General features: G+C 56.4%; 13 protein-coding genes. 8 read left to right on the top strand and 5 right to left on the bottom strand.

Features of this window, described 5'->3' with window-relative positions; genetic code table 11:
• Positions 1-73 precede the first annotated feature (73 nt).
• Positions 74-487, bottom strand: coding sequence for a CoA-binding protein (locus tag ACL2XQ_RS06955; protein WP_413730708.1), 414 nt, complete (start codon positions 485-487; stop codon positions 74-76).
• A gap of 177 nt (positions 488-664) precedes the next feature.
• Here ACL2XQ_RS06955 and ACL2XQ_RS06950 point away from each other — a divergent pair, with 177 nt between their 5' ends.
• Positions 665-1147: a DUF2057 family protein gene (locus ACL2XQ_RS06950; protein WP_413740178.1), complete on the top strand. Its 483-nt coding sequence runs from the start codon at positions 665-667 to the stop codon at positions 1145-1147.
• A 179-nt stretch (positions 1148-1326) separates the two neighbouring features.
• Positions 1327-1785 carry a methylglyoxal synthase gene (locus tag ACL2XQ_RS06945; protein WP_410015869.1) on the top strand — a complete coding sequence of 153 codons (459 nt, stop codon included), beginning with the start codon at positions 1327-1329 and terminating at the stop codon, positions 1783-1785.
• Positions 1786-1832: 47 nt separating this feature from the next.
• Here the strand turns inward: ACL2XQ_RS06945 and helD are convergent, their stop codons facing one another.
• The gene (helD, locus tag ACL2XQ_RS06940) at positions 1833-3887 is read right to left on the bottom strand and encodes a DNA helicase IV (RefSeq protein ID WP_413722403.1); all 2055 of its coding nucleotides are present in this window, start codon (positions 3885-3887) and stop codon (positions 1833-1835) included.
• Between the two features lie 157 nt (positions 3888-4044).
• Between helD and ACL2XQ_RS06935 the strand changes: the two genes are divergently transcribed.
• Positions 4045-4491: a YccF domain-containing protein gene (locus ACL2XQ_RS06935; RefSeq protein WP_410015871.1), complete on the top strand. Its 447-nt coding sequence runs from the start codon at positions 4045-4047 to the stop codon at positions 4489-4491.
• Between the two features lie 32 nt (positions 4492-4523).
• The gene (gene yccS / locus ACL2XQ_RS06930) at positions 4524-6644 is read left to right on the top strand and encodes a YccS family putative transporter (RefSeq protein WP_413730711.1); all 2121 of its coding nucleotides are present in this window, start codon (positions 4524-4526) and stop codon (positions 6642-6644) included.
• Positions 6645-6687: 43 nt separating this feature from the next.
• Here yccS and ACL2XQ_RS06925 read toward each other — a convergent pair whose 3' ends face one another.
• Positions 6688-7293 carry a TfoX/Sxy family DNA transformation protein gene (locus ACL2XQ_RS06925; RefSeq protein WP_410015873.1) on the bottom strand — a complete coding sequence of 202 codons (606 nt, stop codon included), beginning with the start codon at positions 7291-7293 and terminating at the stop codon, positions 6688-6690.
• Positions 7294-7502: 209 nt separating this feature from the next.
• Here ACL2XQ_RS06925 and sulA point away from each other — a divergent pair, with 209 nt between their 5' ends.
• Positions 7503-8009, top strand: a complete 507-nt coding sequence (gene sulA / locus ACL2XQ_RS06920; RefSeq protein WP_410015874.1) for an SOS-induced cell division inhibitor SulA — start codon at positions 7503-7505, stop codon at positions 8007-8009.
• Positions 8010-8360: 351 nt separating this feature from the next.
• Positions 8361-9443 (top strand): porin OmpA, encoded by a 1083-nt coding sequence (gene ompA, locus ACL2XQ_RS06915; RefSeq protein ID WP_410016588.1) that lies wholly within the window; start codon positions 8361-8363, stop codon positions 9441-9443.
• 70 nt (positions 9444-9513) lie between these two features.
• Here ompA and matP read toward each other — a convergent pair whose 3' ends face one another.
• Positions 9514-9969 carry a macrodomain Ter protein MatP gene (gene matP, locus ACL2XQ_RS06910; protein WP_410015875.1) on the bottom strand — a complete coding sequence of 152 codons (456 nt, stop codon included), beginning with the start codon at positions 9967-9969 and terminating at the stop codon, positions 9514-9516.
• Positions 9970-10178: 209 nt separating this feature from the next.
• Here matP and ACL2XQ_RS06905 point away from each other — a divergent pair, with 209 nt between their 5' ends.
• Positions 10179-11930 carry an AAA family ATPase gene (locus tag ACL2XQ_RS06905; RefSeq protein WP_413740177.1) on the top strand — a complete coding sequence of 584 codons (1752 nt, stop codon included), beginning with the start codon at positions 10179-10181 and terminating at the stop codon, positions 11928-11930.
• Positions 11931-11994: 64 nt separating this feature from the next.
• Complete coding sequence (fabA, locus tag ACL2XQ_RS06900) at positions 11995-12513, top strand: bifunctional 3-hydroxydecanoyl-ACP dehydratase/trans-2-decenoyl-ACP isomerase (protein ID WP_410015877.1); 519 nt, start codon at positions 11995-11997, stop codon at positions 12511-12513.
• 58 nt (positions 12514-12571) lie between these two features.
• Here the strand turns inward: fabA and rmf are convergent, their stop codons facing one another.
• The gene (gene rmf / locus ACL2XQ_RS06895; protein WP_162364658.1) at positions 12572-12739 is read right to left on the bottom strand and encodes a ribosome modulation factor; all 168 of its coding nucleotides are present in this window, start codon (positions 12737-12739) and stop codon (positions 12572-12574) included.
• Positions 12740-12809 lie beyond the last annotated feature (70 nt).

The following is a 12809-nucleotide window of genomic DNA, read 5'->3' as shown; positions in this document are numbered from 1 at the left end:
CGCAGTCAGCCCCTTACAGGCAGTGCTGCGCTGCAAGCAGCCGCACAATCCATGGCGCTGAAAAAACCGGTGTCTATTTTGTCAATCCCAGGCGCGGGATTTCAATTTTCGGGCAGCGATCCATCACCACCTTCATGCCGACATTCTTCGCCAGCACCGCCGCCTGCTCGTTAATCACGCCCAATTGCATCCAGAGTACCTTGGCGTCAATGGCGATGGCTTCCTGGGTCAGATCATAGACCGCTTCCGAACGCCGGAACACATCCACCATATCCACCTTGACCGGAATCTCCGCCAGGCTGCCGAAGACCTTTTGGCCCAGGATTTCCCCGCCGGCAAGCGCCGGGTTAACCGGGAACACCTGATATCCCTGCTGGAGTAAATACGCCATGACGCCGTGGCTGGCCCGGGCGGGATTATCACTGGCGCCCACCAAGGCAATAGTCTTTACAGAAGTCAGAATATCGGCAATATCACTATCGGTCATGAGGCTTCTCCGGTTGCATTTATTGAGTTAAGTGTATACCAAGGCACAAAAATCTTGATAAAACGAACCGGTATAATGATTTCAAAATAAAATTATTTGTGACTAAATGATACAAAAACATTATTATCTGCTAATCAGTTCCGCTTCATGAAGCCAGCGCTGTAGTAAGGAGAGAGAATGCGTTTCCTGATCGCCCTCGTTCTCGGGATCGGCCTGTTTGCCGTTTTCCCGGTCCTGGCGACGACGCTGCGTTTGCCCGCGGAGATTGAGTTATTGATTGTCGACGGCGCGCCCATTGGCAGCACGCTGCTGCGGGGCGCCGACAGCCTGGAGCTGGCGCGGGGCCGCCATCAACTGGTGCTCACCGTCAGCGACCGGGGGTCTGCGGCCACGGCAAGCCGGCATGCCTATACCTCACCTTATATTGTTGTCCAGTTCCACACCCGCAATGCCCGGCAATTAACTTTCCAACTGCCGCCCCTGGCCACACCCGAGCAACGCGACCGTTTCAGCCGCCAGCCGCTAATGCGGCTGATTGATCAGAACGGTGACGCCATCGATGCCACGTTCAGCCGGCTTATCGCCGATCGGGAGGCATTGCTGGACGCCCTGCGTGGTTACAATCTTAACCGGGAGCCGCAGCCGGACGCGTCCCCGTAGCACCATTGGCGCTAACCGCGGATAAGGTTGTCTTCCCCTGGCCCCGGGCGCGCCCAAGGCCGGTCCGGCACGATATATCCGGGCCGGGGTTTATTTTATCGTAATGCCGGTTTACCGCTTTGCAGTGAAACGGAGTTTCAGTAGTCTATAGACAGACTATTCTATTGAAGGGACAGGAAATGGAGTCAATTAACCGCACCATCGCCGTACGTAAGCATATTGCGTTGGTGGCGCACGATCACTGTAAACAGTCGCTGCTGAACTGGGTGGAAATCAATAAGGATCTGCTGGCGCAGCATATTCTTTACGCTACGGGGACCACCGGCAACCTGGTGCAGCGCAACACCGGCCTGCCGGTGCACAGTATGCTCAGCGGCCCAATGGGGGGCGACCAGCAAGTGGGCGCGCTGATTTCGGAAGGGAAAATCGATGTGCTGATCTTTTTCTGGGACCCGCTGAACGCCGTGCCCCACGACCCGGACGTTAAAGCGCTGCTGCGCCTGGCCACGGTGTGGAATATCCCGGTCGCCACCAACCGCTCCACCGCCGACCTGCTTATCAGCTCGGCACTCTTCAGCGGGGAAATCACTATTGAGATCCCGGATTACCAGCGTTACCTGACGGAACGTTTACAATAAGGCACGGGCCAGGGCCATCCCCCAGCCGGGCGCCCCTGGCCCCACGGTTAGGGTTTTTTGGCCTTCGGCACGCCCAGGCGCGCCAGCTCATCGATAAAGGGCGACGGATGTTCATTATCCGCCAGCAGCCATACTTGCTCTTTTGCCCGGGTCAGGGCGACATATAACAGGCGGCGTTCCTCGGCGTCGGGAAAATCTTCCGGCAGCGGCAACAGCGCCTGTTCAATCACCGATTCCCGCGCCGGCGCGGGGAAGCCGTCCTTACCTTGCGCCAATCCCAGGATAATCACATACTGCGCCTGCTGCCCTTTGCTGCCGTGGATGGTCATGAAATCAAGATTCAGCGTCGGCCAGCGGGTGGCGGCTTTATCCAGCTGCGCCGGGCGCAGATAGTGGTAACGGGCCAGCACCAGGATCCGCTCATCGGGGCGCGCGTAGCCGCTGAGCTTGTCCAGCAGCGCATCCAGGGCGTCGCCCGGCAGAATCATCACCGATTTTTTGGTCCCCTTGGCAAGGCTGTTAAGCGGTTTTTTCAACTGATGGGGATTTTGCAGCACAAACGCATTGGCCACTTCGCCGATACGTTGGTTAAAACGGTAGGTCGTATCCAGCGCGCACAGCGCGCCTGCGCCAAAGCGCTCGCCAAAGGACGTGGTCAGGGCAAGCTCGGCGCCGCTGAACCGATAGATGGACTGCCAGTCGTCGCCGACGGCAAACAGGGACGTCCTGCGGTTTTGCTGATACAGCGCGTCCAGCAGTCGCGCGCGCTGGGGCGAGATATCCTGGTACTCATCCACCAGGATATGTTTCCAGGGACTGATAAAGCGGCCTTTTTGCAAAATATCCACCGCCTGGTGTATCAGGCCGGAAAAATCAACCGCGCCCTCGTCCTTGAGCGCCTGCTTCCAGGCCTTTAACAGCGGCGCCAGCAGCCGGACACGTTTGGTAAACAGATCGCGGATCTCTTCCGGCGCCTGTTCAATCATTTGCGCCTGGCTGCCGCCGTGCATGCGCAACAAGCCTATCCAGCGCTCTATCCGCACCGCCAGGCGCTGGGCCAGGCGCTCATCGTGCCAAAAATCGTCTGCGGGAATTTCCCAACCGAGTTCATCGGCGATCCATTGCCGCCATCCTTTCGCCTGCGCCTTTTTCTGCGCGCACTGTTCACGCCAATGGGCGACCAGTAATTTGCGCCGCGCCAGGGTATCGGTTTCCAATGCGCTTACCACCGGGGCCTTTTTACTGCCCTGGCGGATGATAAACAACGCCAGGGCATGGAAAGTCCAGGCCTTGACCCCGTCAACCTGCAATCGCGACCGGATGCGCTCGTCCATTTCCCGCGCCGCCTGCCGGCCGAATGCCAGCATCAGGATCTGTTCCGGCAACGCTTCTTGACGCCGCAACAGCCAACCGGCGCGCGCCACCAGCACCGAGGTTTTGCCGCTGCCCGCCCCTGCCAATACCAATAACGCGTTTTCGCCATTGATGACGGCGCGGCTTTGGGCAAGGTTCAGCGGCGAGCTTTCCACGGTATTGAAAAAATCCTGATGCGCTATCAGCATTTTTTCGCTCCACTGCTGGTTGCGCTGCGCCACCATTGCCGGCCCCTGCTCCAGCCACGCCAGACAGCGGTGATAAGACGCGCGGCAGGGTTCAAACTCATCCAGGCGCGTCACCGGCAGCGGCAACGCGGCGAAGGCTTCACGAATACTTTCCTGCAAAGCCGCCAGTTGATGCAGCGCAAACCAGCTGTCCCGGGAGGTCGCCTGCTCGATGGCGGTGATCTGCTGATGCAGGACGGTGGCGCAGATGCCGCTCATCTCGCGGCTCCATTCCTGCCAGGCCTTCTGCAGATAATGGTGAAAGCGCTGCGTCTCCTGCCATTCGGTGCCATGCAGGCGCACCACCTTGTCCTGCGGCAGCACAAACTCCAGTTCTCCCCAGACGATACCCCGCTTGCAATGGATGGCGACGATTTGGTTGAAAGGAATCAGGTATTGATGCTTATCGCCGCTGACCTCGACGCCGGCATGGAGCAGCCGCACCCGGTTGTAGGGATGCTGGGCGAGGTGCTTGCCGAACGAGGTGGATTTCAGTTCCATAAAGGTATGCCCGGGTTCCGTATCGTTTATGCGTCGGGACGTAGTGTACCCATTTTAACTTGTTCTGCTCCAGCCTGGAAATCAGGGTAGAATAACCGTTATCCTGTCGGGATAAACGGTTTTAATAACAGAATTGTGAATTGACACTTTGGGGACTATGCGTACTTTACTTAATATTCTGAACTTTGTTTTAGGTGGTTTTTTTACCACGCTGGCGTGGCTTCTGGCCACCGTGCTCAGCGTGGTGCTGATCTTCAGCTTGCCTTTTACCCGCTCCTGCTGGGAGATAACCAAACTCTCCCTGCTGCCTTTCGGCAATACCGCCGTGCATGTGGATGAACTTTACCCGGAAAACCGCAGCGCGGTACTGTCATCGGGCGGCACGCTGCTTAACGTGGTGTGGTTTGTCCTGTTCGGCTGGTGGTTGTGCCTGTCGCATATTCTTACCGGCATTGCGCAATGCCTGACGATTATCGGCATTCCCCCGGGCATCGCCAATTTTAAGCTGGCCGTTATCGCCCTATGGCCGGTGGGACGCCGTGTGGTTCCCGTCGAGCTTGCTGAGCAGTTGCGTGCGCATCCGGACCGCCGTTTCTACCGTTGAAGCCATCATAAGGATAGAGTGTGGGATACAGTGTGCTGACATTTGCACCGGGCTTGCGGCGTTTTGCCTTCAGCAGCCGCTGGCGCTACAACCTGCGGATTTTTATTGCGTTGAGCGGCGCGGCGGCGCTGCCGTGGTGGCTGGATATGGCCACGCTCACCATTCCCCTTACCCTTGGCGTGGTTGCCGCGGCGCTGGCGGATCTCGACGATCGCCTAAGCGGCCGGCTGCGCAATCTGCTTATCACCCTGGTGAGTTTTTTCATCGCCGCGGTATCGATTGAACTGTTGTTTCCTTATCCCTGGCTATTCGGTATCGGCCTGGCCGGCTCCACCTGCGGTTTTATTCTTTTGGGCGCACTCGGACAGCGTTACGCCACCATCGCGTTCGGCGCGCTCTTGATCGCCGTGTATACCATGCTGGGGGCCGCCATGTACCAGACTTGGTATCTGCAGCCGGCGTTACTGCTGACGGGCGCCATCTGGTACAACCTGCTGACCTTGTTCGGCCATCTGCTGTTTCCCATCCGGCCATTGCAGGATAACCTGGCCCGTTGTTATAGCCACCTGGCGCACTATCTTGATGCCAAGGCCAACCTGTTCGACCCGGATACCGAAGACGACGACGACGACGCGCTTATCGAGGTGGCGATGGCGAACGGCAATCTGGTGCAGGCGCTGAATCAAACCAAAGCGTCGCTGCTGACCCGGCTGCGCGGCGATCGCGGCCAGCGCGGCACCCGCCGTACGCTGCATTATTATTTTGTGGCCCAGGATATTCATGAACGGGCCAGTTCGTCCCATGTGCAATACCGGCAATTGCGCGAACAGCTGCGTTACAGCGACGTGCTATTCCGCTTCCAGCGGCTGCTGGCGATGCAGGCACGCGCCTGCGAAGCCCTATCACAATCGATCCTGCTGCACCAGACCTACCAGCACGACAGCCGTTTCGAACGCGCCTTCAGTCATCTGGATGCCGCTATCGGCCGTGTCGTGGCGCCCAGCCAGATAAAAGCGCTGAAACATCTGCTGAACAACCTGCGCGCTATCGACGCGCAGTTGTCCACCATTGAGTCGGAACAGGCGGTTGCCCGCAACAGCCCGGAAGAGAACAATCTGGCCGACGATAAGCTGACCGGCTGGAGCGATATCCGCATGCGCATCAGCCGCAACCTGAGCCCGGACTCGGCGCTGTTTCGCCATGCCGTGCGCATGTCGCTGGTGCTGTGCGTCGGTTATGCCTTTATCCAGCTCAGCGGGATGCGTTACGGCTATTGGATCCTGCTGACCAGCCTGTTCGTCTGCCAACCCAACTACCAGGCGACGCGTCGCCGGCTGGCGTTAAGGATAATCGGCACGCTGGCGGGTATCCTTATCGGCCTGCCGATCCTCTATTTTGTCCCGTCCATCGAAGGTCAACTGATCCTGATCGTGGTCAGCGGTACGCTGTTTTTTGCCTTTCGCAACGTGCAATATGCCCAGGCGACCATGTTTATCACCCTGCTGGTGATGCTGTGTTTTAACCTGCTGGGCGAGGGATTCGATGTGGCGGTGCCGCGGGTGTTCGACACCTTTGTCGGCTGCGCCATCGCCTGGGCCGCGGTCAGCTTTATCTGGCCGGACTGGCGTTTTCGCCGCCTGCCGGTGGTGGTGAACAACAGCCTCGCGGCCAACTGCCGCTACCTTGACGCCATTCTGGTGCAGTATCATCAGGGCAGGGATAACCGCCTGGAATACCGCGTAGCGCGGCGGGATGCCCATAACCGCGACGCGGAGCTGGCCTCGGTGGTATCCAATATGGCGGCGGAGCCGAGAACCCGCAGCGAGCTGCTGGAGTCGGCGTTTCGCCTGTTGTGCCTGAATCACACCCTGCTGAGCTACATCTCGACGCTTGGCGCGCACCGGGAGCGCATTGTTGACCCGGCGCTGATGGCGGTGCTGGACGATGCCGTCTGTTATGTGGACGACGCGCTGCAATGCCAGGAGCATTTCGCGCAGCGGGTGGAACAGGAACGGGAACGGCTTATCGCGCGCATCCAGCGGCTGTTGCCGGACCCGGAAGCCAGGGAACAGCTGGTTTTGCAGCAAATCAGCCTGTTGCTTGATTTGCTGCCGGAACTGATTGAGCGTAAACAGCACATAGAAAAACAGTGACGGCGCCGCATGCCGCCGCCGGGCGGCATGCATTAACCGGCTGCTAGCGGCAGGGGAGCCGTGAAAACCAGTCCAGAAGCTCGCTGCGCTGGACCTGGGGCAACGCGGCATAGTGGCGCCCGGACAATGCCCCTTCCAGCGCGAGCAGCACGGTGACGCCCAGGTTCCGCTTGATTTTACGCAGTTTCAAATAGCTGCTTTTGGCGCCGTAATAGCGCAAGGCATCGATATCCCTGATACCGGCCTTCCATAACAGGCGCTCGATACCCTGCCCGATATTGGGCAAATCCTTTAACCGCAAGCTGGCCGCCTTGATGCGCGTTTCCTGCCTGGCCTCGTCGATGGCGCGGCGCGCCAGGTCCAGCAGCGTGTGTACGTCTTCCCACAGGCGTTCATCGACGTGATAATAGTTAAGCGCCACCGGCAGGCCCCGTTTGGTATAAATCAGCCGGCTCATTCCCTGCCCGAGGTAGATATGCTCGCTTTGCCGGGTGCCGCGCAGGTACAGTTCGCCGTCCAGAATCAGGCCGAACATGATTTTATCGGCGGCGATGCTGTACCCGCCGAACTGTGAACGGGTGGAAATATCACCCAAGGGAGAAAAGCAGTTTTTAGCCTGTGCAATGCGGCATTTATGTAGTACTTCCATGAACTTCTCCTTGTTGTGGACCGCGAGATTCCTTACTCAAAATTCGCAACAGCCCATAAAAATACGGTATTTTCCCAGCGGTTTTCAACTTAATCTCGGCGCGACGATCATTAAGTGGCAATTCTGCGAAGGTCATTAAATTTTTGATTGATTTTCGCGCCAAACCTCTATACTGTGTTTTTATACAGTGACACAGGGGCGGACACAAAATGCAGACTCAATACCATGCCAATTCTTCTCGGACGCAGCCAAGCCAGGGTGAACAGCCGATCGACAGCACGACGGCCCGTCCGGAGCAGGGTTTTATCAGCGAAGTGGTTTATTTCGAGGATCAGCCGGTTGTGGGGAATATTCTGTTGCCGTTGCTGCGTCTGCTGGGCACGCAGTCGCGCTGGCTGCTCTGGCTTACGTCGTCTCGCAGATTGAGCCGCCCCTGGCTTGAACAGTCGGGCCTGCCCCTGGAAAAAATGGTGCAGTTGCGCCATCGCACCGCGTTCGATACCGTCGCCGCCATGGAGAAAGCACTCTGGACGGGGAATTACAGCGTCATTTTGGGCTGGTTTCCGACGGAATTGACGGCGGATGAGAAAATTCGCCTGCGTGACGCAGCGCAGCATGGCGGCACTTATGGGTTCATCATGTACCCGCAAAATGAGGTTTGCCGGAAATCTGGACAGTTTTCAGGCTTAAAGATTCATTCTACTTTGTATCATTAAGTAAATTTAAGATTAATCTCATTAGGGGCGTCGCATCTTGTGATTTCCGCCCCTGTAACTCAGAACAATCCAGTATATACGCGGTTCCCCGCCCGCAACGGCGCCTAAAGCGATATCACTTTTTTCGTCCCTATCATCAATAAAGCCTATATGAAACGCTGTTTTTTATTAGCGGCTTACTACATCTTACTTGTAAGTTTCCTACTTCGTTGTAGACTTTAATTCGCCAGGGCTGCTCTATAACGCCTTTTAAGGGCGATGTACAAACCCAGAGCATGGACACTGGCAATGGAATATTTAAATTAGCTTTAAGAGCTCATTGCCTATTTGGATGATAACGAGGCGCAAAAAATGAAAAAGACAGCTATCGCACTTGCAGTGGCACTGGCGGGTTTCGCGACCGTAGCGCAAGCCGCTCCGAAAGACAACACCTGGTACACCGGTGGTAAACTGGGCTGGTCCCAGTATCACGATACCGGGTTCTACGGTAACGGTTATGACAGCCGCATCGGCAATGGCCCAACCCGCAACGATCAAATCGGCGCAGGTGCTTTTGTTGGTTACCAGGCTAACCCTTACTTAGGGTTTGAACTGGGTTATGACTGGCTGGGTCGTATGGCCTATAAAGGCAGCGTTGATAACGGTGCATTTAAAGCCCAGGGCATTCAGTTGACCACTAAACTGAGCTACCCGCTTAACGATGACCTGGATATCTATACCCGTCTGGGTGGTATGGTATGGCGTGCTGACTCCAAAGCTAACTATGCTAATGGAGCCGGTGGTCGTCTGAGCGACAACGACACTGGCGTTTCTCCGTTGGCGGCTGCAGGTCTTGAATACGCAGTAACCAAAAACTGGGCAACCCGTCTGGAATACCAGTGGACCAACAATATCGGTGATGCCGGTACCGTTGGCGCCCGTCCTGACAATGCTCTCGTGAGCGTAGGTGTTTCCTACCGTTTCGGTCAAGATGAAGTTGCCGCTCCTGCACCGGCTCCTGCCGCTGCACCGGCTCCTGTTGTCCAGACCAAACACTTTACCCTGCGTTCCGACGTGCTGTTCGGCTTCAACAAATCTCAGTTGAAACCTGAAGGCCAGCAGGCTCTGGATCAGCTGTATTCCCAGCTGAGCTCGATGGATCCTAAAGACGGTTCTGTTGTCGTTCTGGGCTATACCGACCGTATCGGTTCTGAACAATACAACCAGAAACTGTCTCAGGCTCGTGCGCAAAGCGTAGTGACCTACCTGGTATCCAAGGGTATCCCTTCCGACAAGATTTCCGCACGTGGCATGGGCGAATCTAACCCCGTCACCGGCAATACTTGCGATAACGTGAAACCGCGTGCAGCATTGATCAACTGCCTGGCACCGGATCGTCGCGTAGAAATCGAAGTGAAAGGTATCAAAGAAGTGGTAACACAGCCGCAGGCTTAAGTGTTGTCAGCTTCATAAAAAAACCCCGCCTGGCGGGGTTTTTTATTGTCCGTCCCACCCTATTTCCCCGCTAGCCCTCTTCACCCAGGATGGCTTTCAAATCTTCTTTCAGGGAAGACATCTGCGTGGCGTATTTCTCTTTACGCTCGGCATCTTCCAGCAGGTTAACAATGGTTTCCGAGAGGGTTTTACCCCGCCGCTGCGCCAGGGCCGCCAACCGTTGCCATACCAGGTATTCCAGGTCGATGGATTTTTTGCGCGTGTGCTGATGCTCGGCGTTGAAATGACGTTTGCGTCTTGCCCGTATCGTCTGCTTCATCCGGTTGTCGAGCGCAGGATTCATATTCTCCCGGATCCAGAGAACGATGTTGTCCGGTTGATGCTCATAAAGCATCAAGGTGGCGACCGCTTCCTCCGCCGCGCTATTTTCTTCATGCCGGGTGATTCGTTCACCTTCACGATGTTTTTTTACCAGATAGGTCCATTTCCATCCGGTTTCCAGATTTTCAAGCTGCTGGTATTTCATATATCGCCCACCCGTGACCGTGTAACGTTAGACCGATAATAGCAGTTCCGCGCGTAAAATTTCTAACATTCGTTTCATTCCGCCTATTTTTTAATCATACACGGCGACAAGTTTCCCTGAATCGCCGATGAATGCAAGATGCGTGAGACTCGGAGAGGGGAATTCTTGTATAATCCCCGTTTCCCTGTTTAGCGACGTTACCGATTACCTTGACCATTAAACAATTAGAATGGAAATATTTAATTCCCGAGCTTTCGCCTTTCGAAGCGGTGTTTGCCCAACCCTCCCAGCCACTGCCAGCACCCATGGATGTGCTGCAGCCTCGTTTGATGGACGGCCTGACGCAATTTTGCCACTCCCGCTCGCCGAGCCGTTTTCTGCTGCTTACCGCGCAGGAAGATGAGGAATATTTCCAGTTAATCACCGAGACGGTTAAACAGCTGCTGCCCCAGGGCGAAAGCATTATCGGCAGCCGGTATGTCATTACGGGTAATGGCGTGACAGTGCAGCCCGCCACCCGGCGCGACGATAATTTTGCCGGGCGCGCCAGGGGGCTGTACCAGCCCTGGATTGAACATGAGCAGTTATTCGGCTGCGTCAGGTGCTACCGCGACGTACTTGATCTGCAGCCGGGCAAGATGCATGAAGCCAATGGCGGGGTGCTGGTGCTGGGCGCCAAGGCCCTGGCCAGCCAGCCGTTAATGTGGCTGCGTCTCAAGCAGATGATATTGCAGCAGCGTTTCGACTGGCTGGCATTGGACGAAACCCGTCCGCTGCCGGTGTCCATACCGTCGATGCCGCTCGATCTGCGCCTGGTGATCATTGGCGATCGCGAGTCGCTGGCCGACCTGAACGATCTGGAACCCGATCTGACCAAACTGGCGTTGTATGCCGAATTTGAGTCCGACGTAAAGATCCTGGCGGCCGAGGATATGCAGAACTGGTGCGCCTACGTCAACAGCCTGCTGCGCACCCTGGCGCTGCCGCAGCTGACCCCTGACGCCTGGCCGGAAATGGTCAGGCAGGCGGTGCGCTACAGCGGCGATCAGTACCAACTGCCGCTTTGCCCGCATTGGCTGACCCGGCGTTTCAGGGAAGCGGTGCTGTATAGCGAGCAGGGAGCCATCACCGCCGAGGCCCTGTATAACAGCAACCGGACCCGGATCTGGCGTGAAAGTTATCTTACCGAGCGCATGCAGGATGAGATATCGGAAGGACAGATCATGGTTGAAACCGAGGGCGCCATGGTCGGCCAGGTCAATGCGCTGTCGGTGCTGGATTTCCCGGGCCATCCCCTGCCGTTTGGCGAGCCCTCGCGCATCAGCTGCGTAGTCCATCTCGGCGACGGCGAAATCAACGATGTTGAACGTAAGGCCGAGCTCGGCGGCAATCTTCATGCCAAAGGCATGATGATCATGCAGGCCTTCCTGATGGCGTCCCTGGAACTGGACCAGCAGTTGCCCTTCTCCGCGTCGCTGGTGTTTGAGCAATCCTACGGTGAAGTGGACGGCGACAGCGCGTCGCTGGCGGAATTGAGCGCCCTGATAAGCGCCCTGTCCGGCAAACCGATAGTGCAGCAGATTGCCGTTACCGGATCCGTGGATCAGTTTGGCCGCGTCCAGCCCATCGGCGGCGTGAATGAAAAAATCGAAGGTTTCTTTGCCCTGTGCGAGAGCCGCGGGCTTGATGGTTCGCACGGCGTGATTATTCCCGCCGCCAATGTGCGCCATCTGTGTCTGCACGAAGAATTGGTCGAAGCGGTGCGGAATGAGCAATTCCATATCTGGCCGGTGGAGACCATTGATGAGGCGTTGGAGTTGCTGACCGGGATCCCCTACGATCACGAGCAGAAGCCCAATCTGATTGCTTCAATACGCGAGCGCATCGCTTATATTAATCAGCACGAACGCCTGCGTTTACCCTGGGGATTCCGCTGGCTTAACTGGTTCAATCAGAGCTGATGGACTTGTCCCGGGTAAGGATGTTGGTTAATGTGCGTGATTCATTAATAAAGGTTTGGATAACATGGTAGATAAACGCGACTCATATACAAAAGAAGACCTGCTTGCCTGTAGCCGCGGGGAATTATTCGGTAAAGAAGGCCCGCCGCTTCCCGCGGGAAACATGCTGATGATGGACCGCGTGGTTAAAATGACCGAAGACGGCGGCAGCCATAATAAAGGTTACGTCGAAGCAGAATTGGATATTCATCCCGATATGTGGTTCTTCGGTTGTCATTTTATCGGCGACCCGGTGATGCCCGGCTGCCTGGGGCTCGACGCCATGTGGCAGTTGGTGGGATTTTACCTCGGCTGGCTGGGCGGTGAAGGCAAAGGCCGCGCCTTAGGCGTGGGCGAAGTGAAATTTACCGGACAGGTGCTGCCCAGCGCTAAGCGGGTCACTTATCGTATTCATTTCCGTCGGGTAGTGAACCGTCGCCTGGTGATGGGTCTTGCGGATGGCGAGCTGCTGTGCGATGGTCAGGTTATATACACCGCAAGCGATTTGAAAGTCGGTCTGTTTAAAGATACCGGCGCATTCTAAGCGCCTGGATATGAAACCTCCGCGAAAGCGGAGGTCAATTCCTTTGCTGACAAGTGGCTTACAACGTCACCGACCTGTCCTCCATGGCTTTTCGCCAACCTCCCAACCAGTGAGACCGTGCATCCAGGGACTGAAAAGGACATATCTCACTTGAGCGTCCGGATAATCCCGCTTGATAACCACGTGAATGTGCGCGTTCAAGGCGATCTCGTTTTTGTCTCTTCATGCCGTGTTTCCCTCATCTTGTTTGGTGGAAAGAAAACGGTAATCACATTTCTGCAATTACCCTTTATCTT

This window comes from Sodalis sp. RH14, from assembly GCF_047324285.1.
In the GTDB taxonomy this organism is placed as follows: Bacteria; Pseudomonadota; Gammaproteobacteria; order Enterobacterales; family Enterobacteriaceae; genus Acerihabitans.
Note: the sequence above shows the minus strand (reverse complement) of the source record. Positions and strands in the feature narration are given on the sequence as shown.